Origin of the sequence: Amycolatopsis rifamycinica, from assembly GCF_000695625.1 — a bacterium.
GTDB classification, from domain to species: domain Bacteria; phylum Actinomycetota; class Actinomycetes; order Mycobacteriales; family Pseudonocardiaceae; genus Amycolatopsis; species Amycolatopsis rifamycinica.
Genome location: NZ_JMQI01000047.1, coordinates 152,037 through 172,873, shown reverse-complemented (window position 1 = coordinate 172,873; position 20,837 = coordinate 152,037). Strand labels below are relative to the sequence as shown.

Below are 20,837 nucleotides of genomic sequence, written 5' to 3'. Positions count from 1 at the left end.
GGTCAGTCCCTGGGGTCGTCCGGGTCGAGGCCGTGCAGCGGGAAGACGGCGCGGCGCGTGTCCCGGACGGCGATGTCCACCGGGTCGTCCTCGCCGTCGCCCCACGGCTTGAACTCCGTGTCGCGGTCGTCGGTCATGGTCTGCGGGAGCTCGGCGTGCGGCGCGGCCCGGCTCACGGTCGAGATCCAGCCGGCCGGCAGCGGCGTCGCCGGGTCGACGTCCCGGTCGAGGACGGTGGCGATCAGGTGCGTCCAGGAGCGGGGAACGACCCGGATCAGCTGGTAGCCCCCACCACCGACGGCGATCCACTTCCCGCCGGCGTAGGTCTCGGCGAGGTCGCGCAGGGTGGCGTAGATGGTGCGGTGCCCGTCGACCGACAGCGACAGGTCGGCCAGCGGGTCTTCTTCGTGCGAGTCGACACCGCACTGGGTGAACAGCAGCTGCGGCTCGAAATCGGCGAGCAGGGACGGGACGACGGCGTGGAAGGCCCGCAGCCACCCGGGATCCCGCGTGCGCGGCGGCAGCGGGACGTTCACGGAGGTGCCGTCGGCCTTCCCGCGGCCGGTCTCGGCGGAGTAGCCGGTGCCGGGCCAGAGCGTGAAGGGGTGCTGGTGCATCGAGATGGTGAGGACGCGCGGGTCGTCGTAGAAGGCCGCCTGCACGCCGTCGCCGTGGTGGACGTCGGTGTCGATGTAGGCGATGCGGTCGAAGCCGTGGTCGAGCAGCCACGAGATGGCGACGGCGCAGTCGTTGTAGACGCAGAAGCCGGCGGCCTGGTCGCGCATGGCGTGGTGCAGCCCCCCGGCGATGTTGACGGCCCGTTTCGCCTCGCCCTCGGCGACCTTCCGCGCGGCGAGCAAGGTGGATCCGACGACGAGGGCGGAGGCGTCGTGCATGTCGGAGAAGACGGGGTTGTCGGCGGTCCCGAGCCCGTGCCCGACATCCCACCCGACCAGCGGCGCATCCCGCACGGCGGCGAGGTATTCGGGGGCGTGGACCCGGAGGAGTTCTTCGTCCCCGGCCCCGGTCGGGACGAGCAGTTCGACGTCCCGGAGCACGCCGAGCTCGGTGGCCAGCCGGACGGTGAGTTCCAGCCGGACGGGATTGAAGGGGTGATCCGCACCCAGGTCATAGCCCAGCAGGGCACGGTCCCAAACAACGGCCGGCGACATACCGTCCGACTCTAGTGCCGATCGGCCGGACGCGTGGAGTCGAAAGTGGCTCGGGTGGGTGCGGGGCCGGGGATACGGCTCGGCCCGGCGGGGCGCCGGGTGCCTCGCCGGGGGTGCGGGCTGGTCCGGCCGAGCGCGGTGCCCCGCGCCGGGGCGCGGGGTAGCCCGGCCGAGCGAGCCGCTCCACACCCGGGGCGCGGGACTGGCTCAGCCGAGCGAGGCGCCCCACCCGGGGCGCGGGCTGACCCGGCCGCGCGAGCCGTGCCCCCGCCCGGTCGGGTGTGGCCGGCATAGCTGGGGCGGGCGTGGCCCAGCGCGCGTGGCGCCGAGGCGCAGGCAGCCGGTGGAGCGGGCGCGGACCGGCTCGGCTGGGTGGCATCGCCGGGCTCGCCCAAGCCCAGGCGGCTCAGCTGGTCGGCGTGACCGTGGCTCGGCGCGGCCGGGCCATCTCTCCCCGGCCATCTCTCCCCGGCCGGCTCGGCTCAGCCCGGGAGGGTGCCGGTCGCCGCGGGGCGGTTCGGGTCTCGGGACCAGTGGGACCACGAGCCCGCGTACAGGCCCGCTCCCGGGTGGCCCGCCAGCTCCAGGGCCAGGACCACCGAGCTCGCCGTCACGCCCGAGCCGCAGTACGCGCCCACCGGCTCGCCCGGGCGCAGGCCCAGGCTCGCGAACCTCTCCGCCAACTCGGCCGGGGCTCGCCAGCGGCCGTCGGCGCCGGTGTGGGCCGCGAACGGGGCGTTCACCGCTCCCGGGATGTGGCCTGCCCGGGGGTCCACCGGCTCCGTCTCGCCCGCGTAGCGCGGGGTCGCGCGGGCGTCGAGGAGCAGGCCGTCGCGGGCCAGGGCGGCCGCCTCGTCCGCGTCGAGCACCGGCATGCCTCCCGGGCGGACCGTGATGTCGCCCGGCTCCGGGTGCGTCTCCTCCGTGCTCACCGGGTGGCCCTCGGCCGTCCACGCCGCGTAACCGCCGTCGAGGACCGCCACCTCGTCGTGGCCCGCCCAGCGCAGGAGCCACCACGCCCGCGCCGCCACCGAGCCGTCCGCGTCGTCGTAGGCCACCACCGGGACGCCCTCGCGCACGCCGGCCGCGCGCAGGTCGCGCTGCAGGTCGGCCGGGTCGGGCAGGGGGTGGCGGCCGCCCTCGCCCGGACGGCCGGCGAGCACGCTGTCGAGGTCGGTGAACACCGCTCCGGGCACGTGTCCCTCGCGGTAGGACTCGGCGCCGGGCGGACCGGCGAGCCGCCAGCGGACGTCGAGGACCACGGGGCGGGCCCCGGCCGGGGCGGCCAGCGCGGCGGCGAGGTCGGTGGTGCTGATCAGCGGACGCATGCCTCCCATCTTCCAGCGGCCACCCGCCCGGCCGCGCCGGGGTGCGGACATATCCCCCACCGGCGAGTTGTTACTCCCGAGGCCCCCCGCCACGGCCCGGGTCAACGACTACGATGAGCAACGCGGACGAAGGGGACAGCGTGAACGATCTCATCGACACCACCGAGATGTACTTGCGTACGATTTACGAGCTCGAAGAAGAAGGTGTCGTTCCGCTGCGCGCCCGCATCGCCGAGCGCCTGCAGCAGAGCGGCCCGACCGTGAGCCAGACCGTCGCCCGGATGGAGCGGGACGGCCTGGTCGTGGTCGCCGACGACCGGCATCTCCAGCTCACCGACCACGGCCGGGAACTGGCCATCGCCGTGATGCGCAAGCACCGCCTCGCCGAACGTCTCCTCGTCGACGTGATCGGGCTCGAGTGGGAGCACGTGCACAACGAGGCCTGCCGGTGGGAACACGTGATGAGCGAGGCCGTCGAGCGCAAGCTGGTCAAGCTGCTCGACCACCCGACCACCTCCCCGTACGGCAACCCGATCCCGGGCCTGGACAAGCTGGGCGACGGTGAACCCGCGCCGCCCGCGGAGGCCGACCTGGTCCGGCTCGACGAGTTCGCCCGCACCGGCGGCGGCCGCGTCGAGATCCGGCGCATCGCCGAGCACGTCCAGCTGGACGAGTCGCTGATGACCGAGCTCAAGTCGGTCGGCATCGTGCCGGGCGGCACCGTCACCGTCGGCAAGGCCACCGGCGGCACCATCGAGGTCACCGGCGGGGACACCACCGCCCAGGTCGCCAGCTCCGCGCTGCACGCCGTCCTGGCGCAGGCTCGATGAGCCCCGCTTCGGACGCCGTCGCGGCGTTCCACACGGTGCACGGCACCGCGCCGGCCGGCGTCTGGTCGGCGCCGGGCCGCGTCAACCTGATCGGCGAGCACACCGATTACAACGACGGCTTCGTGCTGCCGTTCGCCCTGCCGCACCGGCTCGCCGTGGCGGCGTCGCCCCGCGAGGACGGCATCCTGTCCGTGGCCACCCTCGGTGACGACGGTCAGCTCCAGCGCTCCGGCGAGCTCAAGATCGCCGACCTGGCGCCGGGCACCGTCGAGGGGTGGGCCGCGTACCCGGCGGGCGTCGCCTGGGTGCTGCGCGACCAGGGCTTCGCGAGCGGGGCCGACCTGGTCATCGCCGGGGACGTGCCGTCGGGCGCGGGCCTGTCCTCCTCCCACGCGCTCGAGTGCGCGGTGTCGCTGGCGCTGCTGGGGCTGGCCGGCCTGGAGCTGGACGGCAGCCGCGACGACGTCCCGACGCGGCCCGAGGTCGCGCGGTGGGTGCAGCGGTCGGAGAACGACTTCGTCGGCGCCCCCACCGGCCTGCTCGACCAGACGGCGTCCCTCTGCTGCACCGAGTCCCACGTGCTGTTCCTCGACGTGCGGTCGGGCGAGCAGGAGCAGGTGCCGTTCGGCCTCGCCGAGGCCGGGCTGCAGGTGCTGATCATGGACACCCGCACCAAGCACTCGCACGCCGAAGGCGGGTACGGCGAGCGCCGGCGCGGCACCGAACGGGCGGCCGAGCTGCTCGGGGTGAAGGCGCTGCGCGACGTCACCCCCGACGGGCTCTCCGCGGCCCTCGACCGGTTGCCGGAGGACCTGGTGCCGCTGGTGCGGCACGTCGTCACCGAGAACCAGCGCGTGCTCGAGACGGTCGAGCTGCTGCGCGCCGGGCGGCTGGCCGACATCGGCCCGTACCTGGACGCCTCGCACGTCAGCATGCGCGACGACTACCGGATCTCCACGGCCGAGCTGGACCTCGCGGTCGACGCGGCGCGGGCGGCCGGCGCGCTCGGCTCGCGGATGACCGGCGGCGGCTTCGGCGGCTCGGCGATCGCGCTGGTCCGCGACGCCGACCTGGAGGGGGTCAAGGAGGCCGTCGAGGCGGCCTACGAAAAGGCCGGCTACCGGCGGCCGCGGATGTTCACGGCGGTGCCCTCCCGCGGCGCCGGCCGCGACGAGCTCTGACGCCGCGCGGGTCCGCCCGGGGCAACCCCCGCGCGGACCCGCGCGTCGGCGAGGGGGAAGACTGGGCGGCACAGTCACCGTCGGCAGGAAGGCCTGGATGTGTCGGAGCAGAGCAACGCCCTGAAGCTGGTCGTGACGGGCGGAGCCGGGTACGTCGGAAGTGTCTGCGCCGCCCGGCTGGTCGAAGCCGGGCACCAGGTCACCGTCGTCGACGACCTGTCCACCGGGCACGCCGACGCCGTCCACCCGGACGCGCGGTTCATCGAAGGCGACATCGCCGAGGCGGCGGGCAGCCTGCTGCGCGAGGGCTTCGACGGCGTGCTGCACTTCGCGGCCAAGTCGCTGGTCGGCGAGTCGATGACGGAGCCGGCGAAGTACTGGGAAGGCAACGTCGTCACCTCGCTGCGGCTGCTCGAGGCCATGCACGAGCACGGCACGCCCCGGCTGGTGTTCTCCTCGACGGCGGCGACCTACGGCGAGCCGGAGCAGTCGCCGATCCCGGAGACGGCGCCGACGCGGCCGACCAACACCTACGGCGCCACGAAGCTCGCCATCGACGCCGCGATCACCAGCTTCGCCGTCGCGCACGGTCTGGCGGCGGTGAGCCTGCGCTACTTCAACGTCGCGGGCGCGTACGGCGCCTTCGGCGAGCGCCACACCACGGAAACCCATCTCATCCCTCTCGTTCTGCAGGTCGCCTCGGGCGACCGCGAGCGCATCCAGGTCTTCGGCGACGACTACCCGACGCCGGACCACACGGCGGTGCGCGACTACATCCACGTCGTGGACCTCGCGGACGCGCACCTGCTGGCGCTGAAGCACGCCACCGCGGGCGAGCACCGCATCTACAACCTGGGCAACGGCACCGGGTTCTCCGTTCTCGAGGTGATCGAGGCCTGCCGCGAGGTCACCGGCCACCCGGTGCCGGCGGCGGTGGCCCCGCGACGGGCCGGCGACCCGTCGGTGCTCGTGGCGGCGAGCGACCGGGCTCGGGAAGAGCTCGGGTGGAAGCCCGAGCGGACCGACCTGGCCGGCATCGTGCGGGACGCCTGGGAGTTCACCCAGTCGCGACGGAGCTGATCTCGCGCCGATTTGTGGCGGATGGGGCCTCGGTGCTTCGGGCCGCCGGGTCGGGGCATGCCGCAGGGCCGATCGGGCCGGTGGCTCGCGCCGGATTGGAGAGTGCTCAGCCACCCGACGGCCGTAGCGGGCCGGCTCGTGGCGGCCACCGACCCGGACACCGAAGCGGTTGCGCGGCAAGCCTGCACGGACCGCGCCCCAGCCGGGATCGGGTGGAAGCCCAAGAATTCACCCAGACGCGGCGGGGCTGACCTTGCGCCGACCAGAAGCGACCTAAGCTCAGCCTCAGCCCGCCGCCCGGCCCAGGACGGCCACCTCCTCCGGCTGGGCTCCCCGGCCGCTGTCCACAGTGGATCAGCGCCGCCTCGCCCTCACGCTGCCTGGCCTACGTCGAAGTCCGCCGGATCCATGCCGAAACCCGCCAGCGGACCTGCTGCCGCGACTGCCAAGCCGCGGATGACCTCGGGGGGCGTTCCGCTGTCCAGGACCCTCTTCAGCAACGACGCCAGTACGTGATCCGGGGCCGCCTCGAGGGCGTTGTCCAGGGCCATGCCCGCGAAGGCTCCGTCGCCGCGGAGGTAGGCCGTGAAGCCCAGCAGGGCCGCCGGTTCCGCTCTCTCCGGGGGTGGGAGTTCCCGGACCAGCGTCAGCCAGAGACGTTCGGCTTCCCGGGCCGCCGCCGTGGCCGGAGGGACCGCCATCGCCAAGCACAGGTCGCGGATGTCCGGGAGCTTCAACGCGTGCGCCAGCAGGACCGCTTGCTCGTCCGTCGGCGGTCCTTCGCCTCGGCGTAGGCGGTCGAATGCCGCGTGGACCACCGATGCCGCGTCGTTGACGCACGTTGACGCGGGCCACGGCGGGGATTCGGCACCCGACAAGCGATCCGCGCGGCGGGCGAGGGCCTCCGGGGACCGCGGGGCCAGCAGCGCTTCGAGCTCTTCGCGGCTGTCGAACGCCACCGTGCCGCATTCGGTGGCGGCGGCCGCCACCACCGTTGCGCGTGGGTCCGGCAACGTGCCGCCGCATTCTTCGATGCGGTAACACGCCCATGGTGCGCCCGCCCTGATCGCGGGCGTCCACAGGGCGTGCAGCACCGGGAGACCCAGGTCTCCCAACGCTTCCGTCAATTCGCCGACGAAGGGCGCGTGGGGCGGTGCCTTCTCGGGTCTTCGCCGTCCGCCGACGACCACCACGGTCACGCCGACGTGGTGGTCCGCGGCGAACCGGGCGGCCAGCGCCCGCGCCTGGTGGGCGCGGTGTTCACGACGGGGCAGGTCGCCGCGCAGGATCAGGCCCGGGCGGTGGCCCGGGTACCGGTGGCCGAGCAGGACCACGGACTTCGCGGGCCGGAACCCGATCAGGTACGGGAGCGCGGCCAGCAGCTGCGCGGGGTTTCGGAGGTCGACCGGCGTCGGGCCGGGCGGGGTGGCTGTGGTCATGCCTCCACTGTGGGGCACGACGGGGCCGGGTGGGGCGGTGGCGGGAAATCTGTGGATGGCGGGGACCGATGTGGACGGAAGCCGCCCGGCCGGGGCCGGGCGGGACTTTCCTGTCGGTGGGGCGGGCTATGCTGCCCGGCCCCACCGGCCGGACAGGCTCAGCCGCAGTGCTCGAACCCGCTCTCGTAGGTGTTGCCGCCCACCGAGCCGCCCCACTTCACGCAGGTCGAGTCGGCGGTCTTCTTGACCGGACCGGCGTAGTAGGTGAAGTCGCCGGAATCGGTCACCCGCGCCGCACCCTCGACCTCCAGGAACGCCGACACCGCGCTGGCGGTGCCGAGCGACGTCGACTTCAGCGTGGTGACGCAGTTCGCCTTGGTGGAAGCGTTGTACAGCAGGTAAGCCGTGCCCGAGGAGTTGGCCAGCGCCTGCTGGTCGACGACGTCGAAGCCGTCGCCGCACACCTCTTCGGCGGAGTACGGGTTGCCACCGCAGGCGTTCTTGCTCGTGAAGCTGGTGTGCCCGTAGTACGGCACCGCGACACCGTTCAGCTTGGCCTTCTGCACGGTGCCGTTGAGCCGCTCTTCGAAGTGCAGGTGCGGGCCGGTGACGTGGCCGGTCGCGCCCGCGGTGCCCAGCTGCTTGCCGCCGGTGACCGACTGGCCGACCGAAACGGACTGGGTCGACAGGTGCGCGTACCGGGTGCGCCAGCCGTCGCCGTGGTCCAGCTCGATCCACCGGCCGTAGCTCGCGCTGCCCTCGTTCTCCACCCGCGTCACGGTGCCGGAAGCCGAAGCCAGCACGGGCATTCCGGTGATACCGGACTTCTGGAAGTCGACCGAGTACTCCGGGCTGTGGCCGCTGAACGTGGCCGCGTCCACGGTGACCCCGCACTTGAACGGCACCTGGAAGTTGGGCGCGGCCGAGGCGGGCGCCTGACCGGCGAGGGTGAGGCCGAGCGCGGGCAGCGCCGCGGCGGCGGCGAGCAGGGCGAGCCGTCGCAACCTGGACATGGGGGAACCTCCTGACAAACGGGACAACTTGACGGCACGAAGGAAAGCCCGCGTCGGTACATTTTCCGTACAAGCGGCCCCTGTCGAACGCCGGTGACGACCTCGGCCGAGACCAGTCGGTCTCGCCGTTCCTGACCGGCGAAAATCGTTACATTGAGTCACCCTCGCCGCGGAAAGCGACGAGCCGCTGCGTGAATCCGGCTTCGACCAGCCTGCCGAAGGCGCGCTCGACGCCGGGCGGGACGCGTTGCGGGATCGCGAAGCCCCGCTCGGCGTACTCGGTGATCCGCTGGGTCTCGCCGACGAGCATGCCGATCACGCGGTCGGCGTCTTCTTCCTCGCTGAGGTGGTCCTCGAACGAGGCCGCCTTCGACGCGCACACGACGTCGACACCGGGCCAGAGCCGCTTGGCCGTCGCGTACGCACGACGTTGCTGGTACGGCCGCGTCACCAGCGTCACGGACCGCACGTCACGGCCGGCCAGCAGCCGGCGGGTGAACACGATGTTCTCCCCGGTGTTGCGGGCTTCGGGCTCGACGAGGATCGCGTCGTCGGGCACGCCCAGCTCCAGCGCGATTTCGCGGTAGTGGACCGCCTCGCCGCGCGGGAAGCGGTCCACCGTCGTCGGGGCGTTGGCGCCGGTGAACACGAGCAGCGGGAAGCACCCGGCGTGGAACAGCTCCGCCGCGTGCACGGCCACGCCGGGATCGCGGCTGCCGAGCCCGATCCCGGCGTCCGACCGCCGCGGCTCGTGCCGCAGGTCGTGGTAGTTCCACAGCGTGCGGACGTCGGCCCGGAGGTGCTCCGGCAGCATCAGCCGAACGCGGCCCGCAGCGCCGGCTTGCCGCCCGTGACCGGGAGCGTGACCGACGTCTTCGTGAGGTCGAGCGCGAGTCCGGCGCCCGGCTTCGGCCGCAGCGTGTAGTCGTGGTCGCTGGAGGCGACCAGGAACTCCAGCCGGTGGCCGGCCGCGAGGACGTAGTCCTTCGGCATCAGGTCGACGCCGATCCGGTAGGTCTGCCCCGGCGTGATCGGCTCGGTGCGGGCGGGCGACGTTCGGTTCTGGGGGTCGGTCCAGCCGCGGGTGATCACGTGGGACGTGCCGTCGGGGGCGCGGTCGAGCAGGATGGCCGAGACGTTGGCCGCGGGCCGGTCGAACGCCAAAGCCAGATCGGCGCGGGCCGTGCCGGAGAGGCGTACGGCCTGCTTCGCCGCCGGAGTCGCGTACAGCAGGCGGTTGCCGGAGGAGGCGAGGGCGGCCAGCTGCTCGATCGTCTTCGACGAGTCATCCGCGAGCGTTTCGGCGGCCGCCGTGCCCGGGACCGGGTTGCGGGTGTCGATCGTGCCCTTCGCCCGGCCGCCCGGCCAGGGGTACACGCGGACGTCGGCGGTGCCCGGCGCCGGCCAGTCGGCCTCGTCGGTCCACGACTTGTCCTCGCGCTGGATCGTCGCCTTCGGCTCGTTCTGGATGCCGTTGTCGATGCCGTAGAGGTAGTGCGACATCCACTTGTTCAGCGTCGCGAGCCAGACGTCGCGCCGCAGCGAGTACGGGTCGGCGTGCCCGGACTGGTGCAGCCAGATCTTGTGCTCGACGCCGCGGGCCTTGAGCGCCTCGTACCAGGTCGCGACCTGCTCGGTCTTGACGTTCCAGTCGTTGAGGCCGTGCACCGCGAGCACCGACGCGCGCACCTTGCCGACGTCGTTGCGGTAGTTCCGAACGTCCCAGAACGGCGTGTAGTCGCCGGTGACGCGGTCCTGGTCGCGGGTCAGCCCGTCGATCACCGGGCGGCAGATCTGCCGGTCTTCGCGGGTGTAGACGTACTCGGCGAGCACGTCGGCGTCCTCGCCCTGGAAGCCGCCGGCCGCGACGACCGCGCCGTCGTGGCGGTAGTACTCGTACCAGCTGGAGATGGCCGCGATCGGCACGATCGTCTCGAGGCCTTCGACGCCGGTGCTGGCGACCGCGTTGGGCAGCGTCCCGTTGTAGGAGACGCCCATCATGCCGGTCTTGCCCGTCGTCCAGTCCGCCTTCGCCGCGGCACCGGTGACGTCCCGCGCGGAGGTCCGGCCGTTGAGCCAGTCGACGACCGAGCGGGCGCCGACCGTCTCGTTGACGTCACCGGTCGTCGGGCAGCCGGTGGAGAGGCCGGTGCCGAGCGATTCGCCGTAGACGACGGCGAACCCGCGCGCGGTGAAGTAGTCCTGGTAGCGCCAGGTGATCGGGGCGGCCGGGCCGACGCCGTGCGCGGCGACGCGCGGGCCCTCCGGACCGCGGGCGTACCCGGGCACCGACAGCTCGACGTCGACGTCGTGGTTGGCGACGTCGTTGCCGCCGGCGTAGTACGGGCTGGCCTGGTAGACGACGGGCACCTTCAGGCCCTGCTGGGTCGCGCGCGGCCGCACGACCTGGGCGTGCACGAGGTCGTCGGCGCCGTCGTGGTCGCTGTCGACCGGCGCGGTGACCCAGACGTCCTCGCGGACGACGTCGGCCGGGTCGAACACCGGTTGCGCCTGGCCGCCGGTGAACACCGGGGCGGGCGGCGCGGCTTCGGCGATGCCCGCGGTCAGCGGCAGCGCGAGGACGGCGGCGAGCAGGACTGCGGCTTTCACTCAGGACCCCCAAGCCGGGCGAAGCGGACGCCTGAAGACACTTCCGGTCCGCCCGCGGGGGTGTCAAGAGACTAACGTCGGAGGCATGCCGACCGTGGAAGCGCCGATCACCGCCGTGACCGTCTACCCGCAGCAGGCGCGGATCACCCGCCGGGGCACGGCCCCGCTCGGCGGCGGGCCGCGCCTGGAGTTCGCCGGGCTGCCCCCGGCCCTCGACCCGGGCTCGGTGCGCGTCACCGGTACCGGGCCGGCGCTGATCACCGGCGTCGACGTGCGCACCGAGTGGCACGCCGCCCCGGCCGACGCGGCCTTGGAAACGCTCGTCGGGCAGCGGCGTGCCGATCAGGCCACGCTCGACGGCGTCCTCGACGACGAAGCGGCCGAAACGATGAAGGTGGATCTGCTGACTTCGCTCGCGAAGCGCAGCGGCGGCAGCTTCGCGAAGGCGCTGGCCGCCGGCACCACCGAGCCGGCGCGCGTCGCCGAAGTCACCGACGCGCTGAGTGCGCGGCTGGCCTCCGCGTTGAAGGCACGACGGGTGCTGAGCGAGCGGATCGCGCGGTTGCGCGAGGACCTCGCCGCGCTCGACCGGCGGATCGAAGCGCACAGCGCGCAGTCCGGACAGGACAGTACGTCGGTGATCGTCGAGCTGGAAATCTCGGACCCCGCCGGGGAAGCGGAGCTGGAACTGTCCTATGTGGTCCCCGGCGCGAGCTGGGAGCCGGGCTACGACATCCGGGTGCGCGGCACCGAGGTCACCGTGGTCTCGTACGGGCTGGTCAGCCAGCACACGGGCGAGGACTGGCCGGAGTGCGAGCTGGCGCTGTCGACGGCCCGGCCCGCGGTGTCGGTGGTGGTGCCGGAACTGCAGCCGTGGTACCTGGACCGCGTCCTGCCGAATCCGGGCGGATTCTCGGCCAATGCGGCCTACGGCGGTTCAGGCGGCGGGATCCCGGAAGGCGCACGGAGGCAGTTCGCGCCGGCGGCTCCGGCGATGGTGAACAAGCTGGCCGCGGTCGAGCAGGGCACGACGGCGGTCACCTACCGGCCTTCGCGGCCGGTCGCGGTGCCGTCGGGCGCTTCCGGCCATCGGACCACGCTGGCGCAGCTTTCGCTCACGGCAGCCTTGGGTTATGTGACGGCACCGGTGCTGGCGGAGGAGGCGTACCTGCGCGCCACGGTGGAGAACACGTCGGAGTACGCCTTGCGGCCCGGCCGCGCTTCGGTGTTCCACGACGCGGAGTTCGTCGGGACGACGATGCTCGAACCGTGGGCGCCCGGGGAAGAGCTGGAGCTGGCGTTGGGGGTCGACGACCGGATCCGGGTCGAGCGGGAACTGGTCCGGCGCACGGCGTCCAAGGCGACGTTGTCGGGACAGAAGCGGCGGGAGGCGGAGTACCGCATTTCGGTCGGCAACCACGGGCCTCGGGAAGCCGTGGTGACGGTGCTGGACCAGGCGCCGGTTTCGCGGGACGACACGATCACGGTGCGGGACGTCAAGACGTCACCGGACCCGGTGGAGACGTCGGCACTGGGCGAGTTCACGTGGAAGCTGACCTTGGCCGCCGGTGAGACCAAGACCGTGACGCTGTCCTATCGGGTCGATGTCGCGAAGGGCGTGGAACTGTCGGGGTGGCGGGAGTAGGTCCGTGGCCGACGGGACGAGCGTCGGCCACGGAGGACGATCAGCCCTGGGAAATGTAGGCCTGCAGCTGTTCCTGGCTCTGCTCCAGCTGTTCCATCCGGTTCTTCACGACGTCGCCGATGGACACGATCCCGGCCAGGCGGCCGTCGGCCAGGACGGGGACGTGGCGGATGCGCCGTTCCGTCATCAGCACCGACAGCTGGTCCACCGAATCGTCGGGGGTGCAGCTGGCCACCAGCGTGGTCATGATCTCCGAGACCGGGCCGTCGAGCAGGCCGGGGCCGTGCTCGTGCAGGCGGCGGACGACGTCGCGTTCGGAGACGATTCCCGCGATCGAGCCGTCCGGTGCGACGACCACCATCGCGCCGACGTTGTGTTCGGCCAGGCCGGCCAGCAGCGTGGTCACCGTGGTCTCGGGGGTGACCGTCGCGACCGCCGACCCCTTCTTGCGCAGCAGATCCGCAATCCGCATGGCGATCCTTCCCGTCGGTGAGCTGGATCACCACAGGTTAGGGCCCGGCGGCGCCCCGCGAAAGTCCGGCAAATGGGGCGTCTTCGTGGTATTCGAACCGATTCAGCCGAGGCGTTCGGCCAGGCCGTCGAGGGCCAGCCGGATCCCGGCCGCGTAGTCGTCGTCGCCGAGGTCGGTCAGGCGTGCGCGGGCCAGGGCCAGCTGCTCGCGGGCCGCCGCCAGGTCGCCGAGCTTGCGGTAGTCCTCGCCCAGGTTGAGGTGCAGTGACGGGTAGAACCCGCGCACGGCCAGGGACGAGTGGTACTCCTGGGCCCGCGAGTCGGTCAGCGAGTCGGCCGCCGCGAGGGCTCGCAAGTCCCACTCGAGTTCTTCGGCGGGGTCGTCGCAGACGTCGGCCATGTGGTGCGCCAGCGCGACGCGGTGCAGCGGGTCGCCGTCTTCGCCGATCGAAGACCACAGCTCGGCGAAGGTCGCGTACGCGCCGGCGCGGTCCCCGCCGATGTGCTGCCGCAGACCGGCGTCGATCGCCACCATCACGTCGTCGGTCATGCCGCTCCTTCGTCCGCCAGTGCCCGCAGCCGGGCCAGTCCGGGCTCGATCCGCTCGGCCGCGATCGCACCGTAACCGAAGACGAGACCGTGCCGCCGCTCGCCCGCCCCGAAGTCGCCCAGCGAGTACAGCCGGACGCCACGACGGCGAGCGGCACGGACCAGCGGGCCGCAATCCGCAGCTGCGACCGCGCTCAGGTGCAGGCCCGCGGTCGACGGCAGCGGCGTCAGGAAATCCGCGAACGAAGCCAGCGACCGGGACAGCAGTTCGTGCCGCGCGCGGTAGACCTTCCGCATCCGCCGGACGTGCCGGGCGAAGCCGCCTTCGGCCATGAACGCCGCCAGCGCCGCCTGCTCGACGTTCGGCGCGTGCCAGTCGGTCAGGTAGCGGGCCTTGACGAGGGCGGGCACGAGCGACGGCGGCGCGACGAGGAAACCCAGCCGCAGCGCCGGCGAAAGCACCTTCGAGAACGAGCCGACGTACACGACCCGGCCCCGGGAATCCAGGCTGTGCAACGGTTCCAGCGGCCGCCCGGTGTAGCGGAACTCGGAGTCGTAGTCGTCTTCGAGGAGCACCGCGTCGTTCCGCTCGGCCCAGTCGAGCAGTTCCAGACGGCGCTCCAGCGACATCGACAGCCCGAGCGGGTACTGGTGCGACGGCGTCACGTACACCAGCCGCGTCCCCGCCGGGATGGCGTCGACGACGATCCCGGACGCGTCCACCGGCACCGGCGCGACGTGGACGCCGCGCGCGCCGAGCACCAGCCGCGGCGGCGGGTACCCCGGGTCTTCGACGGCGGCCAGGTCGCCGGTCCGCAGCAGCACCCGCGCCACGAGGTCGGTCGTCTGCTGGGCGCCGGCGGTGACGACGACCTGCGCCGCACTCGCGCGGACGTCCCGGGAAACGCCGATGTGCCGGGCGATTTCCGCGCGCAGCCCGGCGTGTCCCTGCGGGTCGCCGTAGGTCATCAGGTCGGCCTGGCCCGCGCGCAGCCGCTGGGTGATCAGCCGCCGCCAGGTGTCGAAGGGGAACAGCGACAGGTCGGGGACGCCCGGCCGGAAGTCGAACTCCGGCGCCGGGGCGAACGGCGCGGGCGGCCGCGGGACGGCGTCCCACTCGGGCAGCGGCCGGACGCCCGGGCCGTCCGGGACCGGCGAAGGGCGCTCCACCGGCGAGGCGGTGACGAACGTGCCCGCGCCGACGCGGCCGGTGAGGAAGCCCTCCGCGGTGAGCCGGTCGTAGGCCGCGCTGACCGTCGTCCGGGAGACCGCCAGCCGCTGCGCGAGCTCACGGGTGGGCGGCAACGCCTCGCCCGGCCGGATCCGGCCGGCCAGGATCGCCGCGCGGAGCTGCCGGTAGATCGCGTCGCGGTGGCCGCGCGCCCCGGCCAGGTCGATGTGGATCTCCACCGCGTCAGTCTAGATTGGCCCACGAAGGTTGCGGTGGTTTTGGCACTGTCCGTGGTCCGCTGCCCGGCTTACCGTGCTCGGCATGAATCTTCGCGAACTCGACCGCCGCACCCTGCTCGTCCTCGACAAGCTCGTCGCCGGCGTGACCCCCGCCGACCTCGCCCGCCCCACCCCGTGCGCCGGCTGGACGCTCGCCGATCTGCTCCGCCACCAGGTCAGCGAGAACCACGCCTTCGCGACGGCGGCCCGCGAAGGCTCGGCGCCGGACTGGGACGCCGGCGTCCTCGGCGACGACCCCTACGCCGCGTACCGGGCGTCCGTCGACGACTTCCTCGACGCCTTCGCCGACGACGCCGTGCTGGAGCGGCAGCTCACCATCAACCACTTCGGCACGTTCCCCGGCGCGATCGCCGCGCACATGCACCTGGTCGACACGGTCGCGCACGGCTGGGACCTGGCCCGCGCGCTCGGGCTGCCCTACGAGCCGGACGCCGAAGCCGTGGACATCGCCACGAAGCTGGCCGAGCGGATCCCGGACGAAGGCCGCGAGAAGAACGGCTCGTTCGCCCGCAGCCTCGCGGTGCCCGCGGGCGCGAGCGAACTCGACCGGTTCCTCGCCCTCCTCGGCCGCGACCCCGCCTGGACGCTCAGCTGACCTCGGCGACCGGCGCGCTCCACGTGTCGCACGCCTTCGTGGCCTTGCCGTCGTAGCCCGCCTTCGCCCACGACAGCTGGTGCTCGCGCGAGCCGTGGGTGTCGCTGTCGTTGGCCCGGCCGTAGTCGGCGACCCCGGCGTTCGCCAGCGACCGGCTGATCGAGCCCGAGCCGGCGACGGCGGTCAGGAACAGCGCGCCGAAGCAGTTGGCCTGCAGCTCGATCCGGCGCACGACCTCCTTGTCGGCCGCACTGTCCTCGTCCGGCGAGGTCATCTTGTCCGCCGCCGCGGAGAGGATGCCGCTCTCGCGCTGCACGTGGTGGCCGTACTCGTGGGCGATCGTCGCGATGTGCCGGGCCTTGTTGAGGCCGGCGTCCGAGAGCATCCAGTCGGTCGGGGCGTAGATCGTCGTGTCGCCGCCGCAGTAGTAGGCGACGGCTTCGTTCTCCGTCGGTGCCTTGCCGCACGAGCTGTGTTCCGGCAGCGTCACCGAGACGGTGGCGGTCAGCGTCGGCTCGTTCGCCTTCTCCAGCGCCGGGCGCCACGACTGCTCCAGGCAGGTGACGAGCGCTCGGTAGTAGGCCTTGAGCTGCTCGGCCGCCCGGCCGAGGTCCGGCAGGGTGCAGGTGGCGGGCCCGGGGCTGATGCCGGCGCCGAGCAGCGGGTTGCGCGCCAGCTCCGGCACGGCCTTCGGCGGCTTCCCGCTGTCGCCGTACGCCCGGCCGGGATCGACGCCCTCGGCGGCCAACGCGCGGCCGTCCACCCGGCGCGGGATGGTGGCGGCGATCAGGGAGACGGCCACCACGATGATCAGGACGCCGGTCACGGCACCCCAGAGCCGGCTGCGCGGGGGCGCGATCGGGACCGGCGGGGCCGCGGCCCAGTTGGGCGCCCACGGGTTCGGCTCGGGCACCCACGCGGATTCCGGTGGCCGGGCCGGCTCCGGCCATGACGGCTCGGTGTCGTTCACGTTCTCCCCCTGCTGTGTGGCACCAGCATACGGACCCCCCGGGAGGCCGGGATCACGAAACGAAAACGCCACCGGGTGGCCGCCGGGCCACCGGCCAGGCGAGACTGGGGCCATGAGTGTCGAGGACCCTTACCTGTGGCTGGAAGACGTGACCGGCGACGACGCACTGGACTGGGTGCGCGCCCGCAACGACGAGACGCTGGCCGAGCTGACCGCCGGCGCGCGCTTCGCCGAACTGCGTGACGAGCTGCGCGAGGTGCTCGACGCCGACAACCGGATCCCGTACGTGCGCCGGCGCGGCGAATTCCTCTACAACTTCTGGCAGGACGCGAGCCACCCGCGTGGCCTGTGGCGGCGGACCACGCTGGAGTCCTACCGCACCGACGAACCCGAGTGGGAGCTGCTGCTCGACGTCGACGCGCTGGCCGAGGCCGAGGGCGAGAACTGGGTCTGGCAGGGCGCGGCCGTGCTGCGTCCGGGCTACCGGCGCGGCCTGGTCGAGCTGTCCCGCGGCGGTGCGGACGCCACCGTCGTCCGCGAGTTCGACCTCGACGCGCACGAGTTCGTCGCCGACGGCTTCACGGTCCCGGAGGCGAAGACGCGGATCGGCTGGATCGACGAAGACCGCGTCTACATCGGAACGGACTTCGGCCCGGGTTCGCTGACCAGCTCCGGATATCCGCGGCTGGCCAAGGAGTGGCGCCGCGGCACGCCGCTCGAGGCGGCGACACTGGTCTTCGAGGGCAAGCCCGACGACGTCTCGATCGGCGCGTCCCACGACCCGACCGAAGGGTTCGAGCGCGACTTCGTCAGCCGCGCGATCGACTTCTACCGCTCGGAACTGCACCTGAAGACGCCCAGCGGGCTGGTCAAGATCGACGTCCCGGACGACGCGAGCGCGTCGGTGCACCGCGAGTGGCTGCTGGTGCGTCCTCGGACGGCGTGGACCGTCGGCGGCACGGAACACCCGGCGGGCTCGCTGATCGCCATCCTCTTCGACGCCTTCCTGGCCGGCGACCGGAACTTCACCACGCTGTTCACCCCCGACGAGCACACCTCGCTCGAGTACTGGGCCTGGACGCGCCACCACCTGCTGCTCGGCACGCTGCGCGACGTCCGCAGCGAGCTGCGGACGCTGACCCCGGGCCCGGACGGCTGGCAGGAGGCGCCGCTGGCCGGCGGGCCGGAGTTCGGCAGCGCGGACATCTTCGACACCGATCCCGACGTCAGCGACGAGTACCTGATCGACTCCAGCGGGTTCCTCCAGCCGTCGACGCTCAGCTACGGGCACGTCGGCGAACCGGGGTCTTCGGGGGGCTCCGGGTGGCAGAGCCCCCGGCCCGGGGCGGCGCCCCGGAATGACACTGTCGAAGTCCTGAAGCAGGCTCCGGCGTTCTTCGACGCTTCGGGCATGAGCGTCGCGCAGTACTTCGCGACGTCGGAGGACGGCACGAAGATCCCGTACTTCGTCGTCCGGCCGTCCGGCGCCGAGGGCGGCCCGACGCTGCTGACCGGCTACGGCGGCTTCGAGATTTCGCTGACGCCGTCCTACAGCGGCATGATCGGCCGCGGCTGGCTCGCCCGCGGCGGCACGTACGTCGTCGCGAACATCCGCGGCGGCGGCGAGTACGGGCCCGGCTGGCACACCCAGGCCATCAAGGCGCAGCGCCACCGCGTGTACGAGGACTTCGCCGCGGTGGCCGCGGACCTGGTCTCGCGGGGCATCACGACGCCGTCGCGGCTGGGGATCCAGGGTGGCAGCAACGGCGGGCTGCTGATGGGCGTGATGCTGACGCGCTACCCGGACCGGTTCGGCGCGATCGTCAGCCAGGTGCCGCTGCTGGACATGCGCCGCTACCACCTGCTGCTGGCCGGCGCGTCGTGGATGGCCGAGTACGGCGACCCGGACGACGCCGCGGAGTGGGAGTACATCGCGAAGTACTCGCCGTACCAGAACGTCCACAGCGGACGCACGTATCCGCCGTCGCTGTTCGTGACCTCGACGCGCGACGACCGCGTGCACCCCGCCCACGCCCGCAAGATGGTGGCGCGGATGCGTGAGCAGGGGCACGACGTCCGGTATCACGAGAACATCGAAGGCGGCCACGGCGCCGCGGCGGACAACGAGCAGCTGGCGTTCAAGTGGGCGCTGGTCTTCGAGTTCCTGTGGGAGCAGCTCACGAAGTGAGCCGCGCGAGCACGACGCCGCCGACGATCAGGGCCAGTGCGGCCACCCGGCCGACACTCAGCGGGTCCTTGGTCACGACGACGCCGAGCACGATCGCGCCGACGGCACCGATCCCGGTGAACACCGCGTAGGCGGTGCCCACCGGGACGGTGTCCATCGCGCGCGACAGCAGGTAGACCGCGGCGGCGCCGAGCACGAAGCACAGGAGCGTCGGCCACGGCCGCGTGAAGTTCTCCGTCGGTTTGATGCTCTGCGACCAGGCGATCTCGACGAGCCCGGCGAAGACGAGCGTCACCCAGCCCATCAGAGCGCCGCCAGTGCCGCTTCGCGCGAAGCTTTCCGCTCGCCGTCGCGCGCGGCCAGGTGCGGGTCGACCAGGGCGTTGGTCAGCTCGGCGTGCACGAACCGGACGTCGTCGACGTCGTAGTGCCCGGCGATGAAGTCCCGCAGGTAGCGCTCGTGGTGGTCGAACGGTGCCCGCGGCGTCCCTTCCGCGTAGGTCCCTCCCCTGGCCCCGGCGATGACGAACTTCTTGCCGCGCAGGGACATCTTCGGGAACGTCACCTGGTCGATCCAGGCCTTCAGGGCGGCCGGGATCGAGAAGTTGTACATCGGCGCGCCGATCAGCACGACGTCGGCGGCGAGCAGCTCGTCTAGGAGCGGCTCGACGACCGCCCAGGCCTGCTTCTGCGCCGGCGTCTCGACGACGTCGGCGTAGTGCGCGGGGTCGGTGATCCCGTTCGTGAGCAGGGCGTCGCAGATTTCGGTCCAGGCCTCGCCGATCACCGGCACGGGGTCGGCGGCGAGGTCGCGGTAGGTCCGGGTGCCGGCCCAGCCGGCGGCGTACCGGGCGGACAGCTCGCGGGAGAACGACGAGCGGCGGGCACTGGAGTCGAGGTGCAGCAGGTGGGGCACGATTCCTCCTCAAGTGGACACGGTGTCCAGTTGACTCAACTGGACGCCTCGTCCGGATATTCCCTAAGCTGGCGCCATGCCCGAACGCGCCGACGCGGCCCGCAACCGCGCCAAAATCCTCGCGGCGGCGGAGGAGCTGTTCACCGCCCGAGGCGCGGCGGAGGTGACGATGGAGGACATCGCCCGGGCGGCGGGGGTCGGCCGGGGAACGCTGTACCGCCGCTACCCGGACCGTTCCGCGATCGCCGTGGCGTTGCTGGACGAACACGAGCGCCGCCTGCAGGAGCAGTTGCTGCGCGGGGAGCCCCCGTTGGGCCCGGGCGCGCCGCCGGCTGAGCGGCTGGCGGCGTTCTACGAGGCGATGGTAGAGCTGCTGACGCGCCACGCACCGCTGGTGCTGGGTGCCGAGGTCGGCCATTCGCGCTTCACGACGGGCGCGTACGGGTTCTGGCGCACGCACATCCGGGTCCTGGCGGAGGCGGCGGGCGCGCCGGACCCCGACGTCCTGTCCGACGTGCTGCTGGCCCCGCTGGCGCCGGAACTGTTCCTGCACCAGACGTCGCGGGGGGTGCCGGTGGAGCGGATCCTCGCGGCTTTGCGGCAGCTGGCCGGGCTACTGGAGCCTCGCGAGGGCGACGTCGAAGGCGGTTAGGACGTCGGCGACGAACTCCCGCCGCCCGACGCCGAGCCGCCGCAAGGCCGGACCGTGATCGACGGCGACGGTGATCGTCACTCCGATCAGCAGAACCCGCCAGGCTCCGAAGACGACGGCACGCACGCCCGCGGGAAATCCGCCGCGGAGCCGGTGGCAGTGGAAGGGCACGTGCCGCTCCTCGTCGGCGAGGATCCGGGCGGCGACCTCGGCGACAAGGGGATCGCCGGCGCCGTCGCGCAGGGCGCGGTAGTAGCGCAGCGCGACGACTTCGGCGATGAGCAGCACCATGAGTTCGAGGCGCAGCCCGAGCGCCCGCCGCAGCTTGACGAACACGGTGTCCGACCAGTGTCCTGCGATGGTGCCCACCCCGGCGGCACGCAGGAGTTCGGCGAGCAGCCGCGCGTGGTTCTGCTCCTCGGCGACGAACAGCTTGACGGCGGCGAGGTAGGTGTCGTCGCCGGCGGCCTTCGCGATGAGGTTGGCACCATCACCGGCTTCGCCGACTTGGAACCGCTGGATGCTCTTCGCGATGTCGGGGTGGAGGGTGGTGCCTTGTTCCCACGGCGGATCTTCGCGACCGCGGCGGCGTTCGGCTTCGGCCTCGAAGTCCTGGAGCCAGTGTGCGTGAGTCATCACCTCGATGATGCCGCGCGTTCGTGGACCCGGTGAGTGGCTCCCGTGGAGATTCGGTGAAGCCGGCCGGCCCGGGCGGAAATCCCGCCCGGG

The 20,837-nt window shown here is 72.7% G+C and carries 20 protein-coding genes; 7 read left to right on the top strand and 13 right to left on the bottom strand.

The window, feature by feature from the left end; translation table 11 throughout:
• Positions 1-2 precede the first annotated feature (2 nt).
• Both DV20_RS22425 and DV20_RS22420 read right to left on the bottom strand, forming a co-directional pair.
• Positions 3-1,172: an acetoin utilization protein AcuC gene (locus DV20_RS22425; protein WP_043783366.1), complete on the bottom strand. Its 1,170-nt coding sequence runs from the start codon at positions 1,170-1,172 to the stop codon at positions 3-5.
• A 482-nt stretch (positions 1,173-1,654) separates the two neighbouring features.
• Positions 1,655-2,500, bottom strand: a complete 846-nt coding sequence (locus tag DV20_RS22420; protein WP_043783365.1) for a sulfurtransferase — start codon at positions 2,498-2,500, stop codon at positions 1,655-1,657.
• A 113-nt stretch (positions 2,501-2,613) separates the two neighbouring features.
• Between DV20_RS22420 and DV20_RS22415 the strand changes: the two genes are divergently transcribed.
• The 3 genes from DV20_RS22415 (at position 2,614) to galE (ending at position 5,591) form a co-directional block, all read left to right on the top strand.
• Positions 2,614-3,330, top strand: coding sequence for a metal-dependent transcriptional regulator (locus tag DV20_RS22415; protein ID WP_084093602.1), 717 nt, complete (start codon positions 2,614-2,616; stop codon positions 3,328-3,330).
• Positions 3,327-4,511, top strand: a complete 1,185-nt coding sequence (galK, locus tag DV20_RS22410) for a galactokinase (RefSeq protein WP_043783363.1) — start codon at positions 3,327-3,329, stop codon at positions 4,509-4,511. Before DV20_RS22415 ends, galK begins: the two co-directional genes overlap by 4 nt.
• Positions 4,512-4,610: 99 nt before the next feature.
• The gene (galE, locus tag DV20_RS22405; protein ID WP_043783361.1) at positions 4,611-5,591 is read left to right on the top strand and encodes a UDP-glucose 4-epimerase GalE; all 981 of its coding nucleotides are present in this window, start codon (positions 4,611-4,613) and stop codon (positions 5,589-5,591) included.
• A gap of 371 nt (positions 5,592-5,962) precedes the next feature.
• On the opposite strand, the gene DV20_RS22400 is transcribed toward galE, so the two are convergent.
• The 4 genes from DV20_RS22400 to DV20_RS22385 all read right to left on the bottom strand — a co-directional run bounded on the left by DV20_RS22400 (position 5,963) and on the right by DV20_RS22385 (position 10,653).
• A complete protein-coding gene (locus tag DV20_RS22400; RefSeq protein ID WP_043783360.1) occupies positions 5,963-7,030 on the bottom strand; it encodes a DUF4192 domain-containing protein in 1,068 nt (355 codons plus the stop codon).
• 158 nt (positions 7,031-7,188) lie between these two features.
• Positions 7,189-8,043 (bottom strand): M23 family metallopeptidase, encoded by an 855-nt coding sequence (locus DV20_RS22395; protein WP_043783358.1) that lies wholly within the window; start codon positions 8,041-8,043, stop codon positions 7,189-7,191.
• A 148-nt stretch (positions 8,044-8,191) separates the two neighbouring features.
• On the bottom strand, positions 8,192-8,857 hold the full coding sequence (locus DV20_RS22390) for a YdcF family protein (RefSeq protein ID WP_043783356.1): 666 nt from the start codon (positions 8,855-8,857) through the stop codon (positions 8,192-8,194).
• The gene (locus tag DV20_RS22385) at positions 8,857-10,653 is read right to left on the bottom strand and encodes a Xaa-Pro dipeptidyl-peptidase (protein ID WP_043783354.1); all 1,797 of its coding nucleotides are present in this window, start codon (positions 10,651-10,653) and stop codon (positions 8,857-8,859) included. The genes DV20_RS22390 and DV20_RS22385 overlap by 1 nt, the downstream gene beginning before the upstream one ends.
• Positions 10,654-10,738: 85 nt before the next feature.
• Here DV20_RS22385 and DV20_RS22380 point away from each other — a divergent pair, with 85 nt between their 5' ends.
• Positions 10,739-12,298 (top strand): DUF4139 domain-containing protein, encoded by a 1,560-nt coding sequence (locus tag DV20_RS22380; RefSeq protein WP_043783353.1) that lies wholly within the window; start codon positions 10,739-10,741, stop codon positions 12,296-12,298.
• Positions 12,299-12,338: 40 nt separating this feature from the next.
• Here DV20_RS22380 and DV20_RS22375 read toward each other — a convergent pair whose 3' ends face one another.
• From DV20_RS22375 to pdxR, 3 genes are all read right to left on the bottom strand, one after another.
• A complete protein-coding gene (locus DV20_RS22375) occupies positions 12,339-12,770 on the bottom strand; it encodes a CBS domain-containing protein (RefSeq protein WP_043783352.1) in 432 nt (143 codons plus the stop codon).
• A 102-nt stretch (positions 12,771-12,872) separates the two neighbouring features.
• On the bottom strand, positions 12,873-13,319 hold the full coding sequence (locus DV20_RS22370) for a hypothetical protein (RefSeq protein WP_043783351.1): 447 nt from the start codon (positions 13,317-13,319) through the stop codon (positions 12,873-12,875).
• A complete protein-coding gene (gene pdxR, locus DV20_RS22365) occupies positions 13,316-14,728 on the bottom strand; it encodes a MocR-like pyridoxine biosynthesis transcription factor PdxR (RefSeq protein WP_043783349.1) in 1,413 nt (470 codons plus the stop codon). The genes DV20_RS22370 and pdxR overlap by 4 nt, the downstream gene beginning before the upstream one ends.
• Before the next feature lie 82 nt (positions 14,729-14,810).
• On the opposite strand from pdxR, the gene DV20_RS22360 reads away from it, so the two are divergent.
• Positions 14,811-15,383, top strand: a complete 573-nt coding sequence (locus DV20_RS22360; protein WP_043783687.1) for a TIGR03086 family metal-binding protein — start codon at positions 14,811-14,813, stop codon at positions 15,381-15,383.
• Here the strand turns inward: DV20_RS22360 and DV20_RS22355 are convergent.
• Positions 15,376-16,353 carry a neutral zinc metallopeptidase gene (locus tag DV20_RS22355; RefSeq protein ID WP_043783346.1) on the bottom strand — a complete coding sequence of 326 codons (978 nt, stop codon included), beginning with the start codon at positions 16,351-16,353 and terminating at the stop codon, positions 15,376-15,378. The genes DV20_RS22360 and DV20_RS22355 overlap by 8 nt on opposite strands.
• Positions 16,354-16,465: 112 nt before the next feature.
• Here DV20_RS22355 and DV20_RS22350 point away from each other — a divergent pair, with 112 nt between their 5' ends.
• Positions 16,466-18,541, top strand: a complete 2,076-nt coding sequence (locus DV20_RS22350; RefSeq protein WP_043783344.1) for a prolyl oligopeptidase family serine peptidase — start codon at positions 16,466-16,468, stop codon at positions 18,539-18,541.
• On the opposite strand, the gene DV20_RS22345 is transcribed toward DV20_RS22350, so the two are convergent.
• Entirely contained in the window at positions 18,531-18,845 is a 315-nt protein-coding gene (locus DV20_RS22345) for a DMT family transporter (RefSeq protein ID WP_043783342.1), read from the bottom strand. The two genes, DV20_RS22350 and DV20_RS22345, sit on opposite strands and share 11 nt — an antisense overlap.
• Entirely contained in the window at positions 18,845-19,456 is a 612-nt protein-coding gene (locus DV20_RS22340) for an FMN-dependent NADH-azoreductase (RefSeq protein ID WP_167344393.1), read from the bottom strand. Before DV20_RS22340 ends, DV20_RS22345 begins: the two co-directional genes overlap by 1 nt.
• A 76-nt stretch (positions 19,457-19,532) precedes the next feature.
• On the opposite strand from DV20_RS22340, the gene DV20_RS22335 reads away from it, so the two are divergent.
• Positions 19,533-20,108, top strand: coding sequence for a TetR/AcrR family transcriptional regulator (locus DV20_RS22335; protein ID WP_043783340.1), 576 nt, complete (start codon positions 19,533-19,535; stop codon positions 20,106-20,108).
• Here DV20_RS22335 and DV20_RS22330 read toward each other — a convergent pair.
• A complete protein-coding gene (locus tag DV20_RS22330) occupies positions 20,070-20,744 on the bottom strand; it encodes a ferritin-like domain-containing protein (RefSeq protein ID WP_043783339.1) in 675 nt (224 codons plus the stop codon). The two genes, DV20_RS22335 and DV20_RS22330, sit on opposite strands and share 39 nt — an antisense overlap.
• Positions 20,745-20,837: the final 93 nt, after the last annotated feature.